This is a genomic window from Streptomyces siamensis (assembly GCF_039543605.1).
Taxonomy (GTDB): Bacteria; Actinomycetota; Actinomycetes; order Streptomycetales; family Streptomycetaceae; genus Streptomyces; species Streptomyces siamensis.
In genome coordinates, this window is record NZ_BAABKB010000004.1 from 307,838 (window position 1) to 328,924 (window position 21,087).

Annotated in this window: 21 protein-coding genes; 7 read left to right on the forward strand and 14 right to left on the reverse strand. The window is 71.9% G+C overall.

The annotated features are described in order from the left end of the window. The first annotated feature begins 143 nt into the window (after positions 1-143). Positions 144-2,339 carry an FUSC family protein gene (locus tag ABEB03_RS11460; protein WP_345645738.1) on the forward strand — a complete coding sequence of 732 codons (2,196 nt, stop codon included), beginning with the start codon at positions 144-146 and terminating at the stop codon, positions 2,337-2,339. Positions 2,340-2,433: 94 nt separating this feature from the next. On the opposite strand, the gene ABEB03_RS11465 is transcribed toward ABEB03_RS11460, so the two are convergent. Continuing rightward, positions 2,434-2,874 carry an Lrp/AsnC family transcriptional regulator gene (locus ABEB03_RS11465; protein WP_028801407.1) on the reverse strand — a complete coding sequence of 147 codons (441 nt, stop codon included), beginning with the start codon at positions 2,872-2,874 and terminating at the stop codon, positions 2,434-2,436. 44 nt (positions 2,875-2,918) lie between these two features. Continuing rightward, positions 2,919-4,271, reverse strand: coding sequence for a transaminase (locus tag ABEB03_RS11470; protein WP_345645743.1), 1,353 nt, complete (start codon positions 4,269-4,271; stop codon positions 2,919-2,921). 322 nt (positions 4,272-4,593) lie between these two features. Between ABEB03_RS11470 and ABEB03_RS11475 the strand changes: the two genes are divergently transcribed. Beyond that, positions 4,594-5,373 carry a hypothetical protein gene (locus ABEB03_RS11475; RefSeq protein WP_345645746.1) on the forward strand — a complete coding sequence of 260 codons (780 nt, stop codon included), beginning with the start codon at positions 4,594-4,596 and terminating at the stop codon, positions 5,371-5,373. A 41-nt stretch (positions 5,374-5,414) separates the two neighbouring features. Here ABEB03_RS11475 and ABEB03_RS11480 read toward each other — a convergent pair whose 3' ends face one another. Both ABEB03_RS11480 and ABEB03_RS11485 read right to left on the reverse strand, forming a co-directional pair. Further along, the gene (locus ABEB03_RS11480) at positions 5,415-6,494 is read right to left on the reverse strand and encodes a dipeptidase (RefSeq protein ID WP_345645749.1); all 1,080 of its coding nucleotides are present in this window, start codon (positions 6,492-6,494) and stop codon (positions 5,415-5,417) included. Then, entirely contained in the window at positions 6,491-7,873 is a 1,383-nt protein-coding gene (locus tag ABEB03_RS11485) for an amidohydrolase family protein (RefSeq protein WP_345645752.1), read from the reverse strand. The genes ABEB03_RS11480 and ABEB03_RS11485 overlap by 4 nt, the downstream gene beginning before the upstream one ends. Positions 7,874-7,981: 108 nt before the next feature. Here ABEB03_RS11485 and ABEB03_RS11490 point away from each other — a divergent pair, with 108 nt between their 5' ends. Together ABEB03_RS11490 and ABEB03_RS11495 are read left to right on the forward strand one after the other, a co-directional pair. After that, positions 7,982-8,758 (forward strand): IclR family transcriptional regulator, encoded by a 777-nt coding sequence (locus ABEB03_RS11490; RefSeq protein ID WP_345645755.1) that lies wholly within the window; start codon positions 7,982-7,984, stop codon positions 8,756-8,758. Continuing rightward, positions 8,755-9,705, forward strand: a complete 951-nt coding sequence (locus ABEB03_RS11495) for an ornithine cyclodeaminase family protein (protein WP_345645760.1) — start codon at positions 8,755-8,757, stop codon at positions 9,703-9,705. Before ABEB03_RS11490 ends, ABEB03_RS11495 begins: the two co-directional genes overlap by 4 nt. A gap of 36 nt (positions 9,706-9,741) precedes the next feature. Here ABEB03_RS11495 and ABEB03_RS11500 read toward each other — a convergent pair whose 3' ends face one another. From ABEB03_RS11500 to ABEB03_RS11525, 6 genes are all read right to left on the reverse strand, one after another. Continuing rightward, positions 9,742-10,188 carry an ATP-binding protein gene (locus tag ABEB03_RS11500; protein ID WP_345645765.1) on the reverse strand — a complete coding sequence of 149 codons (447 nt, stop codon included), beginning with the start codon at positions 10,186-10,188 and terminating at the stop codon, positions 9,742-9,744. Beyond that, positions 10,185-10,556: an STAS domain-containing protein gene (locus ABEB03_RS11505; RefSeq protein WP_345645770.1), complete on the reverse strand. Its 372-nt coding sequence runs from the start codon at positions 10,554-10,556 to the stop codon at positions 10,185-10,187. Before ABEB03_RS11505 ends, ABEB03_RS11500 begins: the two co-directional genes overlap by 4 nt. 51 nt (positions 10,557-10,607) lie before the next feature. Continuing rightward, positions 10,608-10,973, reverse strand: a complete 366-nt coding sequence (locus tag ABEB03_RS11510; protein ID WP_345645773.1) for a PRC-barrel domain-containing protein — start codon at positions 10,971-10,973, stop codon at positions 10,608-10,610. Positions 10,974-11,192: 219 nt separating this feature from the next. After that, positions 11,193-11,576, reverse strand: a complete 384-nt coding sequence (locus ABEB03_RS11515) for an STAS domain-containing protein (RefSeq protein ID WP_345645776.1) — start codon at positions 11,574-11,576, stop codon at positions 11,193-11,195. Beyond that, on the reverse strand, positions 11,573-12,682 hold the full coding sequence (locus ABEB03_RS11520) for a cobalamin B12-binding domain-containing protein (RefSeq protein ID WP_345645779.1): 1,110 nt from the start codon (positions 12,680-12,682) through the stop codon (positions 11,573-11,575). The genes ABEB03_RS11515 and ABEB03_RS11520 overlap by 4 nt, the downstream gene beginning before the upstream one ends. Further along, a complete protein-coding gene (locus ABEB03_RS11525; protein ID WP_345645998.1) occupies positions 12,679-14,223 on the reverse strand; it encodes a PP2C family protein-serine/threonine phosphatase in 1,545 nt (514 codons plus the stop codon). Before ABEB03_RS11525 ends, ABEB03_RS11520 begins: the two co-directional genes overlap by 4 nt. A 438-nt stretch (positions 14,224-14,661) precedes the next feature. On the opposite strand from ABEB03_RS11525, the gene ABEB03_RS11530 reads away from it, so the two are divergent. Together ABEB03_RS11530 and ABEB03_RS11535 are read left to right on the forward strand one after the other, a co-directional pair. Next, positions 14,662-14,808 carry a hypothetical protein gene (locus ABEB03_RS11530; protein WP_345645782.1) on the forward strand — a complete coding sequence of 49 codons (147 nt, stop codon included), beginning with the start codon at positions 14,662-14,664 and terminating at the stop codon, positions 14,806-14,808. A gap of 460 nt (positions 14,809-15,268) precedes the next feature. Next, entirely contained in the window at positions 15,269-15,679 is a 411-nt protein-coding gene (locus ABEB03_RS11535; RefSeq protein WP_345645785.1) for an STAS domain-containing protein, read from the forward strand. 89 nt (positions 15,680-15,768) lie between these two features. On the opposite strand, the gene ABEB03_RS45320 is transcribed toward ABEB03_RS11535, so the two are convergent. After that, positions 15,769-16,140, reverse strand: coding sequence for a DUF5133 domain-containing protein (locus ABEB03_RS45320; protein WP_425589220.1), 372 nt, complete (start codon positions 16,138-16,140; stop codon positions 15,769-15,771). A gap of 144 nt (positions 16,141-16,284) precedes the next feature. Next, complete coding sequence (locus ABEB03_RS11545) at positions 16,285-17,220, reverse strand: anti-sigma factor RsbA family regulatory protein (RefSeq protein WP_345645787.1); 936 nt, start codon at positions 17,218-17,220, stop codon at positions 16,285-16,287. A gap of 519 nt (positions 17,221-17,739) precedes the next feature. Here ABEB03_RS11545 and ABEB03_RS11550 point away from each other — a divergent pair. Further along, positions 17,740-18,618 (forward strand): RNA polymerase sigma factor SigF, encoded by an 879-nt coding sequence (locus ABEB03_RS11550; protein WP_345645790.1) that lies wholly within the window; start codon positions 17,740-17,742, stop codon positions 18,616-18,618. A 124-nt stretch (positions 18,619-18,742) separates the two neighbouring features. On the opposite strand, the gene ABEB03_RS11555 is transcribed toward ABEB03_RS11550, so the two are convergent. Both ABEB03_RS11555 and ABEB03_RS11560 read right to left on the reverse strand, forming a co-directional pair. Next, complete coding sequence (locus ABEB03_RS11555) at positions 18,743-19,600, reverse strand: DMT family transporter (protein WP_345645794.1); 858 nt, start codon at positions 19,598-19,600, stop codon at positions 18,743-18,745. 89 nt (positions 19,601-19,689) lie between these two features. Beyond that, on the reverse strand, positions 19,690-20,889 hold the full coding sequence (locus ABEB03_RS11560) for a beta-1,3-glucanase family protein (protein ID WP_345645798.1): 1,200 nt from the start codon (positions 20,887-20,889) through the stop codon (positions 19,690-19,692). Between the last annotated feature and the right edge of the window lie 198 nt (positions 20,890-21,087).

Below are 21,087 nucleotides of genomic sequence, written 5' to 3' on the forward strand. Positions count from 1 at the left end.
GCAGGAAGAACGACCACGTGAGGACCGGGAAGAACGACCACGTGAGGACCGCGGGGAGCGGCCGGGGTACGGCACGGACACGATCTCGGCCGGCGGAGGTCTGGGACCGGTTCGCGGCGTCGGACCCCGGACTGCTTCGGCTCATGGCCGGTCTGCGCACCGTGGCCGCCATCGCCCTCACGCTCGCCGTGCTGGCTCCCTTCGGGGTTCCCGTGACACATCTGGTGGCCGGCTCCGTGGCGGCCATGGTCGCCACCTTCGCCCTCAAGGAGAAGCAGTGGCGCGGGCAGGCCGTCACCCTCGCCCTCGGCCTGCCGGTGGCGCTCGCGGCGCTCTCCCTGGGCGCCCTGCTCAGCACCCGGATCGTCGCGGGCGACCTCTTCTTCATCGCGCTGATCTTCGCCGCGGTGTACGGCCGTCGCTTCGGGGACCGTGGCACGGCACTCGGACTGATCGGGTTCCAGACGTACTTCGTCGCGCTGTTCGTCGGGGCCTCGCCCGCCGCCCTGCCGGGGCTGTGCGGGACCGTGGCGGTCGCCTTCGCGTGCAGTGCGGTGGCGCGCTTCGCCCTGGTGCCCGAGACACCGGAACGCATCCTGCACAGGCTGCGCCAGGCCTTCCGGACACGGCTCGCCCAACTGGTGTCCGCCCAGATCGACCTGCTCGACGCCGGACCGGACGAGGCCGACAAAGCGCTGGACGACGTACGACACCACACCGCACGCCTGCACGAGAGCGCGATGATGATCCAGGGGCGGCTGGAGGAGGGCACCGGCGACCGCGCCACCGCCTCACTGGTGCAGCGTCGAGTCGCCGACGCCGAGATCGCCGCCGAGCGACTCGGTGTGCTGCTGCTCACCGCCCGGAGCGCCGAGCGCGCCGACACGCTGACCCTTCATCTGCCCGACGCGCCGGTGCCCGCCCCGGGCGACCGGCTCCGGCCGCAGGACGACACCACCGCGACGCTGCGCCGCGACCTCGACGCCCTGCGGGTGCTCGTCATGCGCCCGGTGACGCACACGCGCGGCCTGGCGGTGGCCCAGGTGCGCAACCGGCTGCTGGGGTACCGGGACGAGGAGAACCTGCCGCGCGCCTCGGCCGCCGTGCAGGACGTGTTCCGCGGGATCGGCGAGGCGGCGCGCGCCGTCCTGGGACTGCGGCTCGCGCTCGACGGACCGCAGGACGAATCCGACGACTCGCCCGCCACGGCCCGCTCGCGCGAGGAGCTGGAGGCGGAGGACGTCGCCATCGCGGGCGCAGAGGAGAAGGAACCGACCGCGGACGACCGTCGGGGACTGCGGCCCACGACCCGGACGGCCGTGCAGGTGTCGGTGGGTTCGGCGCTGGCGATCGCGGGCGGGGAACTCCTGTCCAGCCAGCGCTGGTACTGGGCGGTGCTGACCTGCTGGGTCGTCTTCCTGAACACCGCCTCCACCGGGGAGATCCTGGTGAAGGGCTACCGCCGGCTGCTCGGCACGGTCGTCGGCGTCGTCGCCGGTGTCGGCCTGGCGGGCCTGGTGGGCACGCACACCTGGACCGCGTTCGCGCTGGTCCTGCTGTTCATCTTCGCCATGTTCTTCACCGCGCCGCTCTCGTACGCCCTGATGTCCTTCTTCGTGACGGCGATGCTGGGGCTGCTGTACACGCTGCTCAACACCTACAGCACCCATGTGCTGGTGCTGCGGATCGAGGAGACGGCGCTCGGCGCCGCCTGCGGTGTGATCGCGGCCGCCCTGGTCCTGCCGGTCAACACCGACCGCCGTACCGACGAACTCCTCGCCACGGTGCTGACCCGGCTCGGCGACGTGACGGGGGCGGCGGTGGAACAGCTCAGCGGCGGTCCGGCGATCGACCTGCTGGACAAGGCCCGGGATCTCGACACGGCACTGGACGATCTGCGGGCCTCCACGCAGCCGCTGACCCATCCGATCACCCCGCTGCGGGCCCGTCGCCAGACCGCCCGTTACGTCGTGGCGCTGCTGGAGACGTGCGCCTATCACGCACGATCGCTGGCCGCGACGGCCGAACTCCTCCCCTACAGCAAGACCGTGGCGGCGGATCCGCGGCTGAAGGGGGCCGGCCGGCGCATCGCCCACAACATCGACGTCCTGATCGCCCGTGTCGAGGACGAGGGCAGCGACGGTGTGGCCGAGACCGGCGCGAGCCTCGCGGCCATGCTGGAGACGGACCGGCCGGGTACGCCCCGGCACGACCGGGTGACGGACCGGGTCCTGCGGCACCTCCAGCGGCTGGACGAGGGCGTGATCGGACTGGCCCGGCCCCTGGAGGTGCCGGTGGCGCGGCCCGACGGGTCGTCGGCCAGGAACACGGTCGCCTAGCCGGTTCGGGGTCGAGCCGCGAAATCCGGCCGGGCGACGTACGTACCGTACGGTCGGTGCGCGATCCGTGCGGTCCGCTCGGGCGACGCTCGGATCAGCCCACGTTCCACAGGAACCGGTGCGTGTGGATGCCGAAGTAGGGGAACGACTGGACCTTGCCGACCCCTTCGAGGGGGCGGACCACGTCGTTGACGAAGTCCAGCAGTTCTCTCGGCCCCGGGCAGACCACTTCGGCGAACAGGTCGAAGCCACCGGAGGTCAGTACCGAGTACACGACCTCCGGTCGCTCGGCCAGTTCGTCGGCGACGGCACGCGGATCGCCGTCCACGGCGATGCCGAGCAGCGCCATCGACTGCCCGCCCATGCCCATGGGGTCGGTGACTCCGACGACCTGCACGGCCTGGGTGTCCAGCAGTCGTTGCAGTCGCTGGCGGGCCGCGGACGCGGACAGGCCCACCTTGGGGCCGAGTTCGGCATAGGCGATGCGCCCGTCGATCTGCAGCTCCCGCAGGATGGCCCGGTCGATCTCGTCCACGCTGTTCCTCTCCGGCTCGCCCGGTCCAAGATTAACGGCGTGGGTCAGCCGACGAGTTCGGCGAGGGCCGCGGCGAAGACCTCGGTGTGGGTGTCCACGTCCTGTTCCGTGGTGGCCGGGCACATCAGCGCCATGTTGTGGAACGGCGTCAGCAGGATGCCGCGGTTGGCGAGGTAGAGGTGGAGGAAGTCCTCCAGCTCGGTGTCGGAGGCCGCGGCCGATTCGGTTCCGGTGCGCGGTGCCGGGTCCGCGAAGCGGTACTCGGTGCGGGCGCCGAGGCGGCTCACCGACCACGGCAGCGACCAGGTGTCGATGCCCGCGCGCACCCCGGCCTCGAAGCGTTCCGACAGCTTCGACATGCCGTCGAAGGCGTCGTCGGTGAGGACGTGTTCGAGGGTGGCGCGCATGGCGGCGACGGAGAGGGCGTTGCCGGCGAGGGTGCCCCCGACGCCTCCCATGTCCACGAGATCCAGGTCGTCGCGGTCGAGCAGCCGCTCGGCGAGTTCGGCCGAGAGCCCGTAGGCGCCGGCCGGGATGCCTCCGCCGATCGCCTTGCCGATGGTGAGCACGTCGGGTTCCAGACCCCAGGCGGCGGTGCAGCCGCCCGGTCCGGCGGAGAAGGTGTGCGTCTCGTCGTTGATGAGGAGCGTGCCGTACCGACGGGTGAGGGCGCGCACGCCTTCCAGGTAGCCGGGTTCCGGCAGCACGATGCCGATGTTGGTGAGGGCGGGCTCCATGAGGACGGCGGCGACGTCGCCGTGGGCGAGCTCGCGTTCCAGCTGCGCCAGGTCGTTGAACTCGGCGACCCTGCTGGTCAGCGTGACGTCGCAGGGGGCTCCGACGTTGCCGGGCCGGGCGGTGCCGTGGCCGTCGGGTCCGACGACGATCAGTGACTCGTCGACGCTTCCGTGGTAGCTGTAGCTGTTCACCAGGATCTTCGGGCGGCCCGTGACCGCGCGCGCCAGTCGGATGGACCAGCGGTTGGCGTCGGTCGCGGTCAGCGAGAAGCTCCAGCGCGTCGGTCCGAAGCGGCGGGTGAGCTCGGCGCCCACCCATTCGGCGTCCTCGGTCGGCAGCATGGCGGTGGCGCCGCCACGTTCGGCGAACTGGTGCTGGACGGCCTCGGCCACGGCCTCGGGCGAGTGTCCGGCCATGGCGCCCGTGTCCCCGAGGCAGAAGTCGATGTACTCGTGGCCGTCGATGTCGGTGACACGGGCGCCGCGCGCGGTGTCCAGGTAGCGGGGGAAGGCTCCCGCGGCGGTCTTGTTCATCCAGGTCATCGGAACCCGGCCGAAGAGGTGGTCGGCCCGCGCATAGGCGTCCTTGGAACGCGGGTTGCGGCGCGCGGCTTCGGCGCTCTCACGGGCCAGGAGCTGCTGCAAGCGGATGCGGTCCATCGGATTGCCCTTCGTGTGCTGACCGAATACGCCGATGCTACGAGTGAAAACGTCGAACAGACAAGTAGTGACGATTGATTCCATCGAGTGAACGATCGAATCGTGTGTCTCGACAGGCCTTCTCCCTCGCCCCGGCGCGGCACGGACGCATCACATCCGGCCGGAATGAGTCACAAAGCGACGCCCTTCGTATGAGTGGATCAGCGCGGACACGCCCCGACCTGTCGGTGGGCGACCCCGCGCTCGCCTCCCGAGCGGCCGGTCACGGACGACACGTGGCCGCGCGCCGGGACCGGCGTCGAGGATGAGCGAGGAGCGGTGAATGGCAGGCATCACGGGGGCGTCCACGTGCGCGGACCACGCCGGACGGGAGAGCGGGAGCGCTCGCGGGGTCAGGGCGACGGGCCCGGCCCGTCGGCGCGTCGGCCGGGTCGAGCCCGCTTCGGCCCCGAAGGACTCCGGCCCGGGCGGGGACACGGCACCACCCGCGCCCGGCGCACCGGTGGACGGAGCCGTGTTCGTGGACGCGAGCGGTCGTCGGCGCGCATGGCTGCGCCGGATGGGCTGGACGGTGGCGGTGTCCTGCGTCTGCTTCGGGGCGACGCTCGCGGCGGTGCTGAGCGGCGGCGACGCGGCCGCTCCGCAGCTCTCGCTGCCGGGTGGGGTGCGGGCCCACGGGAAAGCGGGCACCGGTGCCGCGACGCCGGGTACGGGCCGCGGGCGCAGCGCCGCCCGGTCGCCGTCGCCGGACGGCGGCATCGGGGCGCCGCCCCGGCCGGCCCAGGTCGACACCGCGGGCGGTGCGGTGCATGCCGACGGTTCCTCCGCTCCGGCACCGGCCGAAACGACCGCGCGGACGCGGCCGAGCCCCAGCACCTCGCGCAGCGTGGCCGCGCCCTCACCGAGCCGCCGGTCGACCGCGACACCGCCGGGACCGTCCCCCACTCCCCCGGCGAACGCCTCTCCCTCGGCCTCCGCCGGCGACGACCCGGCCGGTACCGGCGAGCCGTCGGCCTCGGCACCCGGCGGCGAACCCACCGAGGGCACGGCTTCGCCGGGCGCGCTGCTCGAACGGGTCTCACTTCTCCTGGCATCGGGCTGACCCCGCCGCGGCCGGGGTTACGAGGTGCGAGGAGACGGCGTTCAGCCGGAGGTCTCCGGGGCCCAGACGCGTTCGGCGTAGTCCAGGAAGTTGCGGCCCATGATCTTCTCGATGCGTGCGGAGCGGTACCCGCGGCATTCGAGGAGCCTGATCAGCTCCCGGAACTGCTCCACCCCGCGCAGGTCGAGCACGAAGGGCAGCGTGTCGCCGCGCTCCCCCGCCGCGCCGACCCCGGCCGCACGACGCAGTTCCACGTGCTCGGCGAGCCGGTCCCGGTACGCGTCGAGGTCGTCGATGGTCGTGACGGTCCCGTCGGTGCCGATGCCGACGTGGTCCTCGCCGCACACGTTCACCGCGTGGTCGATGTGTTCGACGACGTCCGCCGCGCAGGCGTGTCCCGAGGTGTTGAGGAAGGGCATGAAGTAGATGCCCACGAAACCGCCGCGGGAGGCCACCAGGCGCAGTTCCTCGTCGGTCTTGTTGCGCGGCAGGTCGGCGAGCGCGCGGCAGCCGGTGTGGTTGACGGACACCGGGACGCGCGAACTCCGCGCGGCGTCGAGGCAGGTGTTCTCCCCGCTGTGGGAGAGGTCGACCATGAGGTGGTGGTCGTTGAGCGCGTCGACCAGGCGGCGGCCGAAGTCGGTCAGGCCCCGGTTGTCCGGTGCCATCGAGCCGTCGCCGATGTGGTTGGCCTGGTTGTACGTCAGCTGGACGACACGGACGCCGAGTTCGGCGAAGGTGGCGACGCGCCCGGTGTCCTCGCCCACGGCCACGGCGTTCTGGAAGCCGTAGATGACGCCGGTCCTGCCCTCGCGGTGGGCCCGGTGCACATCGGCGACGGTCCGGACCTTGAGGAGGTCGGCCTCGTTGTCGCGGACGATGCGGTCCCACACGGCGATCTCGTGCAGCGTGTGCTCGTACGGCGGCATGTCGCCCATGGTGTATCCCAGGGTGACGTTGACCGCGGTGAGACCGGAGGCGCGGGCGTCGGCCAGGGTCCGGGCGTCGACGGTGAGTTGTTCGCTGGAGGGGTTGAGCTCGGCGGCGGCCTCGGCCGACCGGGGCGCGTTGGGGTTGTCGAGCTGGCCGAGCGCGTTGATGATCAGGGGGGTGGTGGTCATCGGGTCTCCTCGACGCGGTGGGGCTGCCGGTCGCCCGGGTTCGGGGTGCGGTGGTGTGTCTCCGCGGGCGGCGCTGCGGGTACGAAGTCGCTGCGCTCGAAGCGGCGTCCGCGCTTGACGGTCAGCGACACGCTGCGCAGATGGCCGATGTCGGCCAGCGGATCGGCGTCGAGGACGACGAAGTCGGCCAGCTTGCCCGCTTCGACACTTCCCCTCATGTCCTCGACGCCGGCGCTCCGGGCGCCCAGGAGCGTGGCGGAGCGCAGCACGTCCGCGGGTGACATCCCGCAGCGGTCCACGAGGAAGGCCAACTCCTCGTACAGGGCGGGGAACGGGTCCTTGGGGTCGGTCTCGTAGTCCGTGCCCGTGCAGATGTCGACTCCGGCACGGTGGGCCTGCGCGGTGAGGCGGGCGGCGAGTTCCGAGTCGGCCGCCGCCTTGGCCACGGCCTCGGGCCCGTCCCCGGCCAGGGCGTCGCTCGCCCACATTCCGGCGGTCGCGTCGAGCACCGTGCCGCGTCGGCACATCAGGGCGAAGAGTTCCTCGACGCCGGGGTCGTCGCCGGCGGCGAACCGGTCGTGGTCGACCGGCGGTTTGTGCTTGTAGCTCGTCAACTCGGCGTCCCGGCCCTCGAAGGCGAGCAGGGTGACGTGCGAGACGCTGTCCACGCCGGCCAGGACGACCTGTCGGGGCGTGGCGGGGAACACGGCGGCGTGCGCCCACACGGGGATGCCCTGGCGGTGCGCCTCCTCGGTGATCGCGGCGACGGTGGCGTGGTCGAGATCCGCGTAGACCTTGATCGCCGCGGCATGGGTGCCCCGCGCCAGGGCGACCGCCAGACGCAGATCCGTGTCGGCCGTGACGGCCTGCATCCACGGCACCGCCCCCGGCACCTCCCCCTGGGTGACCTGGTGGGTGCGCGGATCGTCGAAGAACCCCGGGCCCGCCATCAGCGCGGCGTACCGGATGTCCGGGCCGGGGATCTCACCGACGAGCGAGGCCCGTGCGAGGTCGCCCACCTGCCGCAGATCGTCGGCCATGTCCCGGACGGCGGTGACGCCGCTGTACACGAGCCGGCGCAGCACCGCTTCGGCCGCCGGCCGGTCGGGTGGCGTCGCCAGGTGCTGGTGCGAGTCGATCAGGCCGGGGACGACGAAGCGGCCGTCCAGGTCGAAGACCTCGGCGCCCGCGGGCAGTTCGGCGGAGATCTCGGCGTCGTCGCCGACGGCGAGGATGTACTGGCCGTCGATCACGATCGACGTGGAGGGCCGGGGCGGACTCCCGGTTCCGTCGAACAGAGTGGCTCCCCGGTACACCGCCACGGTTCCCGCAGCCGGGGGCGCGTAGGGGACCGGAGCGCCCGAAGCCTCGTCCGCCATCTTCACCTCGCCCGTCGTTTGTTACGCTCTACGTAACATCTGTATCGCTTGTCGAAACATGCGTTACCGTACGCTCGCCGCCGCGGACACCACAAGGAGGGGTGGGCATTGCCCGAAGCACCGCGCACCGCCGTGGACAAGGCCCTGGACCTGGTCGAGGCCGTGGCCCGTTCACCGCATCCCCTGCGCCTGACCGACCTGGCCGAGGAGGTCGGCCTGCACCGGGCGACCGCCTATCGCGTGCTGCTCGACCTGGTGCGCCGAGGCTGGGTGCTGCGGGCGGGCGACCGCTATCTGCCGGGCACCGCGGTCCTCCAGCTGTCGTCGTCCGCGGCTCGGAACTCGCTCGTCGCCCTCGCCCGGCCGGTCCTCACGGCGCTGGCCGAGCGCACCGGCATGATGGTCAATCTCCAGGTGCCGGAGACCGACCGCTCCCGGGTGATCGACGTCGTACGCCCCGACCGTCTCTCGATGATCACCCGTCTGATGGGCGAGGCCCTGCCGGTGCACCGGTTCGCCGGACCGCTGGCCCTGGTCGCCGCGCTGCCCCCCGCGGAGCGGGCCCCGTATCTGGGCGTCGCCGAGGAAGCAGGTCACGCGCTGACCGGTCCGGAGGGGCTGCTGGCCGACGTCGAGCGCACCGAAACCACCGGATTCGCCGTCGAGTACGGACGCAACGAACAACCAGTCGCCTCGCTCGGCAGGGCGGTCGTGCCCCAACCAGGCAGGCCCGTGTGCGCGGTGACCGTGGTCGGCCTCGCCGCGGAGTTCGACGAGACCCGTCTGCCCGAACTGCGCCGGGCTCTGGGCGACGCGACGGACGCACTGTCCTCGCTCCTCACCGGCTCGGCGGGGCCGTCCGAGAACGCGGAGGGGACGGCATGAGCGAGATGCTCTTCCTCGACGGCGCACGCACGCGCGCGGCGCTCGACCCGCGACGTGTCGTGGACGCCGTGGCGACGGCTCTGATCGCCGTCGGCCGGGGCGAGGCCTCCGCGCCGCCCCGGATCGCGGCCCGCGCCCCCGGCGGTCTGCTCGGAGCCATGCCCGGCTACGTTCCCGGGCTCGGCCTCGCGGCGAAGCTCGTCTCCGTGTTCGGTGATCCGGCACGGCCGGGACGCAGCAGCCACCGCGGCGTCGTCGCCCTCTTCGACGCCGAGGACGGCAGCCCGCTCTGTCTGATGGACGCGGAGCCGCTCACCGAGATCCGCACGGCGGCGGTCGCCACCGTCAGCGCCCGCACGCTGGCCCGGCCCCGGCCCGAGCGCATCGCCGTCGTCGGGACCGGCGCTCAGGCCCGAGCCCAGGTGGGCCTGCTGGCGGCGCTCGACCCCACCGTCCCCGTCGTCGTCGCCGGACGCGACCGCCGACGCGCGGAGAGCGCCGCCGCGCAGCATCCGGCCGCCCGCGCCGCGGACACCGTCGAGGCGGCCGTCCGCGGAGCCGACACGGTCTTCTGCTGCACCGGCGCCGTGCGACCGGTGATCCGTCGCGACTGGCTCTCCCCCGGCACGCACATCAGCTCCGTGGGCGGATCCCACGGTCCGGAGGTGGACGCCGACACCGTGCGTGACGCCACCCTCTTCGCCGAGTGGCCCGGCGCCGCGGACACCCGGCCCCCGTCCGGCGCCCACGAGTTGCAGGACCTGCCGGCCGGGCGGACCGTCTCACTCCTCGGTTCCGTCCTGTCCGGACGGCACCCCGGCCGCCGGGACGAGAGCGAACTGACGCTGTTCAAGTCGACCGGCCATGCCGCCCTGGACGTCGCCGCGGCGCACGTCGCCCACACGGTGGCCGTCGAGCGCGGGTGGGGCCGGCCCATGGCGATGTGACCGCGGGTCACATGCCGGGCCCGCCCGCCCTCCGCTTCACGCCAGGGGGACGAAGACCCGGACCGTCTTGCCGCCCCGCGGGCCCGGTTCGATGGTGATGTCGCGGGACAGCTGGATGATCAACGGCCAGCCGTAACCGCTGACTTGGTGCCTCTGGGGGAACTCCCCGGTGCCGTGGGCCGGGGTGGGCACGACGTCGCTGTTGTCGCGCACGTCGAGCAGTATGCCGCCGTCGGTCACCGTGGCGGTGAATCCGGCCAGCCCCCCGCCGTGCCGGATGGCGTTCGTCACCAGTTCGGAGACGACGAGGAGGAGGTCGGTGACGGCGTCGGGGCCCACCCCGCCCTGGGGCGGACTCCAGTGATCGCGCAGCAACGACCGGACGTGGTCGCGTGCCGCCGCCGCACTCGTGATGGCGCGCCCGCTCGCCAGGAGCGGGACCAGGTTCTCGTGAGGTGCCGGAAGGCCGTTGATGTGGTTCATCGCTCGGTCGCCGGGTCCGGGAGGGCCAAGGCCGCCTGCACGCTGTCCACGAGGACGAAGAAGTCCTCGGTCCCTGTCACCTCGAACAGCCTCCGAACGATGTCGCTGAACGGTCCGCACACCACCATGACGGTTTCGCGGGACCGGTGGGCACGCTGTGCTTCGAGGAGGACGTGCAGGACCGACGAGTCCGCGAAGGCCACTCCCGAGAGATCCACGACCGTGCGTGAGGCGCCCACCCGGTGCGCCTCGTCGAGGGCCTCCTCCAGTCGAGGGGCGCTCTCGTAGTCGATGTCGCCGCCCACGCGTACGACGAAGGCGTCTTGGGCCGCCCCGCGCGTGACCGTGGCCTGCAACTCGTCGGGCATCTGCACACTCTTTCCGGTCTGCTCTGTCAGGGGCACGCCTCGCGCTGCCCATCAGTCCGGCCTTCCGGCCGGCAGGCTTCGGTAGTAACTGCCGACGTCGGCCAGGTACTCCGGGTCGAACGTCTCACGGTCGGTCTTGAACACGGGGGCCGACTTGATCTCCTCCCGTGTGCACGACACGGTGATCTTCTGGCTCTCGGTGTCGATTCCGGCCACGACACCCACGGGAACGAGCACGCTCTTCCCGAACACCCATACGCCCGTGTCGACGATCAGGTGACGCATGCCGGAATCGTCGGCCTGCCGGTCGACATGCCCTATCGTCCCGTCGGTCGCCTCGACGGAGTATCCGGTGAGTTCATGGGCCTCGGGATGACCGAACTCAGGGGCGTAGGACCAGATTCTGTCGACAGTCACCATGTACTCCTTCTGTGTCGCCGGCCTCGCCACCGGCGTTTCCCGCCCTGGGCGAGAACCGGCAGGTGGAGGCCGGGTGGGGGGAAATCCGTCCGCGTCGCGCTCCAGGGCTGCAATTACCCTGTCGTCCGGCCCGCATTCGGTGGACTTTTCCCCTGCCGTGATCGCGCCCGAGGGCGTGCCCGCACGCCCTGTTCGTCCGAGGTCCCCGCCCAGGAGTCAGCCGGCTCCGGGCCGTTGTTCGCCTCGGCCCACGTCGCAGGGTGCGGTGAGGTGGGCGAGCGTTCCCGTGATGTCGAGGAGCCGCTCGAGGCCGGAGGGGCGCTCGTCGAGATGCAGACGGACCCCCGCGGCGTCCGTCTGGCGCCGGATCATCAGCAGGGCGGAAAGGCCCATGGAGTCGATGTTGTCGAGTCCTGCGAAGTCCACGTGCAGCCCCTGGACGCCGTCGGGGCCACCGGCCCGGCCGGCGAGGGTCTGTCGGACGGTGCTCACCAACTCGTCGCACGTCTCGTAGTCGAGATCCCCGACGACGCGGACCACGGCTTCGGTGGTCTCGACCTCGACGGTGAGCGAGAAGGACGGAGGATGTGAAGTGGTCATGCGGGCTTTCCGGGGCCGGGGATCTTCTGTGCTGGCGTTCGGGTCCTGAGCGCCTCCCGTGCGTGGGCCAGTGCGTGACAGGCGCGCGGGAAATCCTTGAGCTGTACGGCCAGCAGGTCGAGAGCGGGGTCGAGGCTGCGGGCGGGAACGCGTCGGGCCGTGAGAATGTCCGCGGTCCACAGGATGAACCGGGCGAACAGCTCGTCGTCGGCGACGTACAGCGCGGCGGCCAGGTACTCGACGATGTGGGCGATGTCCTCGGCGGTGTGCCGGCGCTGGCGTTCCGTGTAGCCGCGCATCGGCGCGAACCGGTCCTCCAGTTCCGTCAGCGTCCCCTTGACGAGCTGGTGCGTGGTGCGCACGACCATGGTGTATTCCTGGTCGGCCAGGTGCGGCAGGTCGTCCACGGCCTGGTGGGCTGCCAGCGGATCGGGGCGGCTCAGGCCCCCTTCGAGGATCGTGGCCGCTTCCCTGGCGTGCGGCGCCCAGGCGTCCGCCCCGAGCGCGCGGGCGTAGCGGCCGTCGGGTCCGAACGCCGCACCACCCGCGATGACGGGGACGCCGGTCGCCTGACAGGCCGTGATGGCGCTGTGCGCCGTGGGCAGATGGGTGGGGATGGAGGACGACAGGGCGACCGCCTGAGGGCCGGTCTGGTGCAGATGCGCGATGAGGTGCGGGGTGGGCACGTGTGCGCCGAGGAAGTCGACGTTCCAGCCGCGCAGCCGCAGCACCTCGGACAGCAGCCTGGCGGGCAGGGCGTGCCATTCGCCGTCCACGCAGGCCACCGTGACGCGAGGGCCGGCCGGTACGCCCGTGCGGTGGTCGGGGTGGTGCGCCAGAGCCGCGATGACGCGCTCGTGTATGGCGGTCGCGGTGTGCTCCTGCGCGACGGTCAGCCGGTTCGCCGCCCACTCCACGCCGACCTTCGCCTGGACGGGGGCGATCAGGTCGAGCAGCACCGCCTCCAGGTCGGCGGAGGATCTCGCGGCGTCGAGGACGACGGCGACCGCGCCGTGTTCGTCGCCGCCGTGCACCGCGGACCACAGACGCTCCCGGGCGTCGTCGAGTGCCACGCCGCCGTCGGCGTGGGCGGAACGTCTCGTCATGCGGTGTACCTGCCCCGGGTGTGGCCGTTCACCGCACTGAGGTGCGCGTGGTGCGGTGCGGTGACGGCGACGGTCGCCATGTCGTCGTGGCCGCCCCGTCCGACCCACTGGGCCGCAAGCATCTGCACGTGCTCCACGACCGCTTCGGCGGGCATGCCCGCGCACTGGGTGAGCGCGGCTTCCAGCCGCTCGGTACCGAAGAGTTCGTCGCCGAGCGGGCCGCCGCGCGCCTCGGTGATGCCGTCGGTGAAGAAGAGGCAGGTCTCGCCCGGGGCCAGTTCGAGGTGCGCCGTGGTGGAGCTGATGTCCCAGAACGCGCCGACGAGCGTCCCGCGTGTCGGCGCCTGTTCGACCTGCCCGTCGGCGCGCACGATCAACGGCGCGGGATGGCCCGCGCTGGTGACGCGCAGATGGACATTGCCGCCGCGGCGGACGACGGAGGCGAGCGCCAAGGTGGCGAACCGGGCGTGATGGGAGTTCATCAGCGCTCCGTTGAGCAGGCCCAGCAGCCGCTGGTGGTCGTCGGCCAGCGGCAGCAGCGCCTGCACCGTGTTGCGGATCTTGCCGGTCAGCACCGCGGCTTCCAGCCCCTTGCCGCACACGTCCCCGAGGACGACGAGGGACTCCTGACCCGCGTCCGTTCCGGGGTGGACGTCGTAGAAGTCGCCGCCCACCCGGTCGGCCTGGCCCGAGGGCCGGTACTTCCCGGCGAACTCCACGCCGTGCACGCTGTGCAGCTGGGGCGGCAGCAGCTCACGCATCAGCGTGGTGGTGATGGCCGCCTGCTCGGCGTACATGCGGGCCGCCGACATGGCCGCGCCCGCCCGCGAGGCGAAGAGCCGTGCGAAGATCTCCTCGCCCTCCGAGAAGGCCGCCCGGTCGCAGGCCCGAAGCAGGACCAGAGCGCCGGCCGGAACCCCGTGACCGGGCAGCGGTGTGACGACGGCGGAGCCGACGGGCTGTGCGAAGCCGTCGGGGACGGCCCACGCCGGCACGGTGGCCGGATCGATCCAGCGGGACGGGACGGGCGGGAATCCGCGCAGGGCGTCGCTGAGTCCCGGCAGGAGGTCGATGTTCTCCTGCACCGTGCGGTGCGTGACCGCTCCCTCGGGCCCGCAGTACGTCAGCGGTACGTTCTTGCCGCGCGGCGGCGCCACGATCACCGCGGCGTCCGCGAGGTGTTCGGCGGCCAGGCGGGCCGTGACCTCCATGCAGCGCTCGACGTTCAGCGACGACAGCAGCGCGCTGGACGCGCCGGCCAGGAAGGCCGTGCGCTCGCGTTCGTTCTTGAGGGCGTCCTCGGCCAGCCGCCGGTCGGTGTCGTCGACCAGCCACCACATCACGTCGCCGTCGTCGGTGCAGGTGGGATGTGCCTCGAAGGTCCGGTCCCCGACCGCGCCGTGGGCCGGCCACCTGAAGTCGCCGCCCTCCGGCCGGGTCCGGACGCGGGCATGGGCGTCGGCGATCCACGCCGGGGTCACGTCCGTCAGCCAGGAGCCGGTGACCGCGCCCGGGAAGAGCGCGGCCGCGGCCGCGTTCATTTCGACCACGCCACCGGACGGGTCCGCGACCACCACGGGGTAGGGGGCGGATCCCCACGTCGCGCCGAGGCCGACACTGCGCGGGCTGGCAGGGGGCTGCTGGGAAGTGTCCACGAGCAAGGGCCCGCTCGGGCGGGCCCACCACCTTTCCGGTCGGCTGGGATTGTTTCCTTCCGACAACCATCTCGCGCTCGACGGTGCGACTGCAAGTCGCTCACCCCAAGTCCCTCCGAGAACGTCCGTGGCGGTCACCATGTGTTTTGGCCCTGCCCAGAGATGTCGCGTCCGCTCGCCCGCCGGGCGGGCGAGCGGGAGACGACCGGGAGCGGGGCGCGGGATCGCCGCCCACCACGCCCCGACGCGCGGGCCTGCACCGGCGAGTACGGGGTAGCCGGACGCTACGAGCGACCACCGCGAGCCCCTGCCTGGAGGACCGTCATGCCCACGATCGTGGACCGGATCAAGCAGTTCGCGCGCAGCCCGCAGGGCCGGCGCGCCACGGAGGAGGTGCGCCGGGCCGCCGCGGACCCCCGTCGCCGGGCACAGGCGCAGCGGCTCCTCGGCAGGCTGCGCGGACGGCACTGACCGCCGCCGCCCGGCGCCGAGGGTGCGCTCGGCTCGCACCTGGGCGGTGAGCGCAGTGGGACTCCCTCGCACACAAGTCCGCATCCGCGGGCCGGGACTCGACGGGGTTCCTGCCGTCATCATTGACTTCACGCCACCCGGGGTGCGAGCGTCGCACGTCCTGCTCCCGTCGCCGCGCGCGCCCCGGGGGCCCACGCATCGTCGCGAACGGAACGCAATGCCCGACACCGGGGACTCCTCGGCCCGGCCGCCCGCCGGGACCCTGTCATGACGGCGGACCGCATCCCCGGACTGATCCTCCCCGTGATCTTCCTCTGCGCGGCCGGCACGGGCCTCGTCTGGTACTGGCGGCATCGGGGCGAGTAGCGGACCGGGCGGAAAAGATCCGTGTCCGCGATGCGTCGAATCGAACAAACGGGTTACCAGGGCCTCCTACTTGTCCTATCTGTGGGAGGAATCCATGTCCGGAGCCCAGAATCCGTTGTCCATCGACGTCTCCGTGCCCCGTGAGGACGCCGCCCTGCTGGCCGTGGACGGTTTCCTGGACATCGACACGGCGACGGAGTTGCACCACCATCTGGCCAATCAGCTCCATCACGGACGCCGGCACTTCCTTCTCGATCTGTCGGGCGTCCCGTTCATGGACTCGTCGGGGATGAACGTCATCCTGAGGGGCTACCAGGAGACACGCGACGTGGCGGGCAGCGTGCACGTCATCGCTCCCACACCGGCCGTGCGGCGCATCCTCGACCTCACCGGGGTCAGTCTCACCGTGTCGCTCGCGGACAGTGTCGACGAGGCCCTCGCACATGTGGACGCCCACACCGCGCAAGCCTCGCCCGAGGACCGGACGGGCACGCCGGGCGCTTGAGGACGGGCAACCGGTGAGGGGCGTTGCCGCCACCCCCGCGGGGGTGGCGGCAACGCCCCTCACCAGCACGATGCGAGCGGCACGCCCCGTCAGACGAGCGTCCCCGGCACGGCGCCGCCCCGGCCGCCGGGCACGGTGGCCGGCCGCCCGTGCGCGGCGACCGCCTCGACCGGCGGCCGTACACGCGCCACGGGGAAGGGGTGTTGTTCCCGTCCCTCGTCGTCGGCGGGTCCGCGCTGTCCGCCTGCGGCGACCAGCAGGGCGTCCGCGGCGGCCACGGCGTCATGGACGCGGTTGGTCCCGGTCATCACACAGAGCGTGTAGGTGACGTCCTCGAGCGCGCGAGCTGTCTCCAGGGTTTCCTTCTCGGCGTACGCGATCTTCAGTGACGCGTAGCGGGTCAACAGCCTCCGCACTACCTTCGGGTCGGGCACGAGCACGGCGAGGGCTCCTCTCTCCATTTGGCCTTCGTGTGCCCGCCTGTCGCCCCTTCATTCACAAGTACCCCCTCTCACAACCCTTTTGGCGCAATCGCGAAGCCGGTCCGCGTACGTCGGGGCACCACGGCGAGCGGGGCCGCCCGTGGGACTGGGTGGAGAAGGAGATCAAGTGCGGGCGAGATAGCTGCGCACGGTGGTCCCGGACCTCCCGGTGTGCACCCGGACGAGGTCGGAGACGAAGTGGACGAGGAACAGTCCGCGCCCGCCGATCTGGTCGGGCCGCACCGGGCGCCGCCCGGCCATAGGGTCCGACAGGCGCCCCTCGTCCTCGACCTCGCAGACGATCCTGTCGTCCTCGGCCCAGATCCGCAGCGTCCCCGAACCACCCCCGTGCACGACGCTGTTGGTCGTGAGCTCGGCGACGACGAGGTTCAGGTCCTGCAGGCGAGCCGGCCCCATCCCCCGCTCACGCGCCTCGTCGACCGCGAAGTCCCGCGCGGCCGGGAGGAACTCGGCGTCGAACCGGACCGCCGCCGCTCCCGGCGGATGCCGCAGCGCCTCGTTGTAGCGGGCGAGCACACCGTCGGGGTCGTAGGCGCGGCTGACCGTGCGCCGGCCCGCACGGATCACGACGGGGTGCGTGGCGTGGGCGTCGGCGATCACGTCCTCGGACAGGGCCCGTGCGTCGTACGGACACAGGATCGTGACGTCGCGTCCGCCGAACGCCGCGTTGATCAGCGCTTCGTGCTGGACGCAGGCCGGGTACTCCACGGGCCTCCGCCCGTCCCAGACCGGTTCGCCGACGATGCGCACGCGTCTGCCCGGGTGGGCGTCGGCGAAGGCACGCAGCACCGAGGGAATGATCCGGCCGGGGTTCCGTCCCGCCTGGGTCATGTCGATCCAGCGGACGCGGTCCGCGTCCGTGCCGAGGGCGGACCGGAGCAGTTCGAGCCGTCGGACCGGCACGGCCACGGCGACCGGATGCCCGGCGGCCAGTCCCTCCCGCACGAAGGGAGCGGTGCCGTCGACGTACTCCCGGTCGCCGTCGTACAGGAGAGCGGGGTGGGCGAAGGGTTCGGCGGGCGGTGTCGCGGGCGTCATGCCACCGCCCCCGTCACCCGGCCGTCGCACCGCGCCCGCACGGAAGAGCCACGACCGCTGGAATGCGCCACTCGGTGAACTCCGCGGCCGGACAAGGCGGTGAGGGGCTGCTTCCAGCCGAGCGGGGCGGGCGGCTCCCCGAGGCACAGAAGGGTCAGAAGTGGCGGAATCCCGACTTCTCGCTGCTCCATGCCCACATGCTCACCCCGAAACCCAGTTTACGCGGCGACCGTTGCCCCCGGCCCGCCGCCCGGGGACTGAGGCGCGCCGCCCGTGGCGCGCCCCGGCGCTCCCCTGCCCCGGGACCTGTTCACCGAACCGTCCGGCGCGCCCGCGAGAAGACACTGCGCGAACTGCATCCGGAACACGGCTTCGTGGGGAAGCAAGGATCGGTCCGGCTCCGGGACGTCCGCGGAAGATCGTCTTCCAGAGATTTTCCGGAACCGGCAGGCATGACCCACATGAAGCAGGGCAGACGCGCCCTGACATCGATTCCTTCGGAGATTTGGGGTGGACGGCATGGCAGCCGTGGCGGAGGCGAACGCGACGGACACGGCACAGCAGGCAGTGACAGAGGAGGCGATCCTTCCTCAGATCGACGAGCCGCTGAAGATCAGCCCCAAGGACGCCCGCGAACTGTCCCGGCCGTTCTTCGACCGACTGGCCGTGTTGGAAGAAGGCACGCACGAATACCAGTACGCGCGCAACACCCTCATCGAGATGAACCTCTCCCTCGTGCGGTACGCGGCGGCGCGCTTCCGCAGCCGCAGCCAGGGCGAGATGGAGGACATCGTCCAGGTCGGCACGATCGGTCTCATCAAGGCCATCGACCGTTTCGAGCTGTCCCGCGAGGTCGAGTTCACCTCCTTCGCGGTGCCGTACATCGTCGGTGAGATCAAGAGGTTCTTCCGCGACACGAGCTGGGCCGTCCATGTGCCCCGCCGTCTCCAGGAGGCGCGGGTCGAGCTCGCGAAGGCGACGGAGGAACTCCGCACCCGCCTCGGCCGTACTCCGACCACGCGCGAGCTGTCCGAGCTGATGTGCCTGTCCGAGGAAGAGGTCATCGAGGCCCGCAAGGCCTCCAACGGCTACAACTCCTCCTCCCTCGACGCCGCGCTCACCGCCGACGGCGGGGCGGACGGCGAGGCCGTGCTCGCGGACTTCATCGGCGAGGACGACCCGTCGCTGGAACTCGTCGAGGACTTCCACTCCTTGGCACCGCTGATCGCCGAACTCGACGAGCGTCAGCGCCGGATCATTCACATGCGGTTCGTCGAGGAGCGCACGCAGGCCCAGATCGGTGAGGAGCTCAACATCTCCCAGATGCACGTCTCCCGCCTGATCACCCGCATCATCAAGCGACTGCGCGCCGGACTGCTCGACCCCTCCGTCATCTGAGGTCCGCACGCCACGACCTTTCCGTCGGCCGCCGCCCCGAGTCGGGGCGGCGGCCGACGGCTGTACGCGCGCGTGGGCGACGCGCCGCGCGGGCCCGTGCCGGTCGCCCGGTCCGGCGTGTCGGTCAGTGGGTCAGTTCCCCGATGTGCGGCACGACCCGGGTCAGCCTCACCACGCCCCACATGATCAGCCCGACGCCGACGGCCTCGGGCAGCAGCCACCAGCCGGTGCGGACGCTCTCATCGAACAGGACGACGCCCAGCAGCAGGCTGACCGTCGCGTCGCCGATGGTCAGGGCGGGCTGCGACGCGGCGAGGGGGCCCGCCTGCAAAGCGTTCTCCAGCAGCAGGATGGCTCCCACGCCGGTCACCGCGAAGCCGTACGTCTGCCACGCACCGAGGAAGGCGTCGAAACCGTGGTCGGCGAGTGCCCCGGCGGACGATTTCAGCAGCGCGGCCGTCAGCGCGTTGCTGACGGCCGACGCCGAGCCGAGCACGGCGGCCCGGAACAGCGGCGGTCGCCCCGGCCGGGCCAGCGCGATCGCGCAACCGACGGCACCGAGGCACACCACCAGCACCGGGACCCACCGCGTCATCGGCGCCTGGTGCGTCGCCCCCGACGGCGCGGCCGAGCCGAGGACCAGTCCGAGGCCCACGACCACTCCCGCGACGGCCCACCAGCCCGCGCGGGGCAGACGCCGGTGCAGCAACGGGATGGCGAAGAGCAGGGCGAAGGGCAGTTCCAGGATGAACAGGGGCTGCACGAGTGCCAGCGGCCCGTTCACGAGGGCCAGGGCCTGGAAGGCCGCGGCCCCGATCACTCCCGCGATGCCGATCAGCCAGGCGGGCTGCCGCGCCAGTGCGATCAGCAGCCGCAGGCCGCCGCCGGTCGGAACGGTGGATGCCGCCTTGCGCTGGAACGCCGTCCCCATCGCGTTGCTCGCGGCCCCCAGCAGGGCGAACAGCACAGCCAGCACAGTCACCCCTCCACCATGCCCTCCGGAACGGCCCCGGGCCTCCCGGGGCGGCCGGGGCACACCCACGCGGAGCAGCCAAGGGCCGCTGCGGAGCTCTAGAAGGGCGTCAGGGTGAGCCGGATCTCCGTGGGGGCGGTGTCCTGGACGTAGGAGGCGAAGTCGGCGACGTCGTCGAAGGCGAAGCCGTAGGCCTTGCCGTCCTCGGTCGCCGCGTGGATCGCCTTGGCGTAGTGGTTCGTCAGGTCCGTCCGGTAGAAGTCGCTCGCGGCCGTGCTGGGCTGGCCCGGCACGCTGAGCAGGGTGGAGCGGTTGAATCCGGCACCGAGGACCGCTGCGACCGGACCGGTCGTGCCGTCGTTGGGTGCGGCGAGGTTGCCGTCGCAGAACAGGACGTCACGGGTGGTGGGCTTGCTGAAGGACACCGCGGCAGGCCCGTCGAAGGTGAACTTGTCGGCGCGCACCCGGCCGGTGAACGTGCCGGCGTTCGTGGTGACGGTGAGGTCCTTCCCGGTGTAGGTGCTCCAGACCTCGTCGATGTACGGGGCGAAGTAGTCCTTGCCGAAGAGACCGGCGTCGAGGCCGTGTCCGGGAGCGATGACGCGCACGTCGTCCACGACCAGCGGGGCGAACTCCTCGGCCTCGCGCACGGCCGCGAAGGCGGCGGCCCGTCCGCCCTCGCGCAGCGTGCCGGTGGTCTGCTGCTTGTCCCCGGTCAGTCGGATGCTGAGAGGCACACTGAACATGTCGACCATCGTCGTGTTGCAGAACATCCCGGACGGGTTGTGGGTGAACTCCGCACAGTCGTGCAGCACGCCGTAGTTGGGGTCGGAGGCGACCCACCCGGCCGGGTACTGGAGCGCCGCGTCGCCGTTGCCGTCCGCCACGGCCTTGAACTTGAGCTTCTCGCCGAGGGACACGTAGACGCGCCCGGACATGTACGGCAGGGAGAGCCGGGTCTCGCCGCCGGCGGAGAGGCTGAGCGCGTAGTCCGTGAAGCCGTCCGCGCCGTTGTCCGAGAGGGATATGGGGGCCAGGGTGCCGTCCTGGGTGACGTGGACCTGCTGACCGTCCTGGTTGCCGACGATGTAGACGTGCACGGACTCGTTGCCGAAGGAGCCGCTGTCGTTGACGATCGTCAGCGGGAGCGAGCCCGCGGCGGTCTTCGTCGTGCGGTTCGCCGTCCCGGCCAGGGCATGCGGCGCGACGGCGGCGATCGCCGGTGCCGCCACGGCCATGCCGCCGAGCGCGACGAACAGCTTGCGGCGGGAGAGGTTGCGCTGATGACGAGGCGTCATATGTGCGTCGCTCCTTGATACTTGCGCCTCCGCGAGGCGGTGGGGGGAGGATTGAGAGCGCTCTCAAACGTGGGGTGAGCGCCACCAACGGGCCCCGATGCTACGCACGAGGTCTCCCCGGGCCAACCCTTCGGCCCGCCCGTCAAGCCGCCCCGGCACGTGGATATTTGAACTATGTCCCAGTCTCCCCAGGGGCTT

Bases quoted from the DNA above. Each gene is read 5' to 3' on its own strand.
- ABEB03_RS11460 (WP_345645738.1), top strand. From the start codon at position 144: ATGGCCGGTCTGCGCACCGTGGCCGCCATCGCCCTCACGCTCGCCGTG.
- ABEB03_RS11470 (WP_345645743.1), bottom strand. From the start codon at position 4,271: ATGGACCGCATCCGCTTGCAGCAGCTCCTGGCCCGTGAGAGCGCCGAA.
- ABEB03_RS11475 (WP_345645746.1), top strand. From the start codon at position 4,594: ATGGCAGGCATCACGGGGGCGTCCACGTGCGCGGACCACGCCGGACGG.
- ABEB03_RS11480 (WP_345645749.1), bottom strand. From the start codon at position 6,494: ATGACCACCACCCCCCTGATCATCAACGCGCTCGGCCAGCTCGACAAC.
- ABEB03_RS11485 (WP_345645752.1), bottom strand. From the start codon at position 7,873: ATGGCGGACGAGGCTTCGGGCGCTCCGGTCCCCTACGCGCCCCCGGCT.
- ABEB03_RS11495 (WP_345645760.1), top strand. From the start codon at position 8,755: ATGAGCGAGATGCTCTTCCTCGACGGCGCACGCACGCGCGCGGCGCTC.
- ABEB03_RS11500 (WP_345645765.1), bottom strand. From the start codon at position 10,188: ATGAACCACATCAACGGCCTTCCGGCACCTCACGAGAACCTGGTCCCG.
- ABEB03_RS11505 (WP_345645770.1), bottom strand. From the start codon at position 10,556: ATGCCCGACGAGTTGCAGGCCACGGTCACGCGCGGGGCGGCCCAAGAC.
- ABEB03_RS11515 (WP_345645776.1), bottom strand. From the start codon at position 11,576: ATGACCACTTCACATCCTCCGTCCTTCTCGCTCACCGTCGAGGTCGAG.
- ABEB03_RS11520 (WP_345645779.1), bottom strand. From the start codon at position 12,682: ATGACGAGACGTTCCGCCCACGCCGACGGCGGCGTGGCACTCGACGAC.
- ABEB03_RS11525 (WP_345645998.1), bottom strand. From the start codon at position 14,223: ATGAACGCGGCCGCGGCCGCGCTCTTCCCGGGCGCGGTCACCGGCTCC.
- ABEB03_RS11530 (WP_345645782.1), top strand. From the start codon at position 14,662: ATGCCCACGATCGTGGACCGGATCAAGCAGTTCGCGCGCAGCCCGCAG.
- ABEB03_RS11535 (WP_345645785.1), top strand. From the start codon at position 15,269: ATGTCCGGAGCCCAGAATCCGTTGTCCATCGACGTCTCCGTGCCCCGT.
- ABEB03_RS45320 (WP_425589220.1), bottom strand. From the start codon at position 16,140: ATGGAGAGAGGAGCCCTCGCCGTGCTCGTGCCCGACCCGAAGGTAGTG.
- ABEB03_RS11545 (WP_345645787.1), bottom strand. From the start codon at position 17,220: ATGACGCCCGCGACACCGCCCGCCGAACCCTTCGCCCACCCCGCTCTC.
- ABEB03_RS11550 (WP_345645790.1), top strand. From the start codon at position 17,740: ATGGCAGCCGTGGCGGAGGCGAACGCGACGGACACGGCACAGCAGGCA.
- ABEB03_RS11560 (WP_345645798.1), bottom strand. From the start codon at position 20,889: ATGACGCCTCGTCATCAGCGCAACCTCTCCCGCCGCAAGCTGTTCGTC.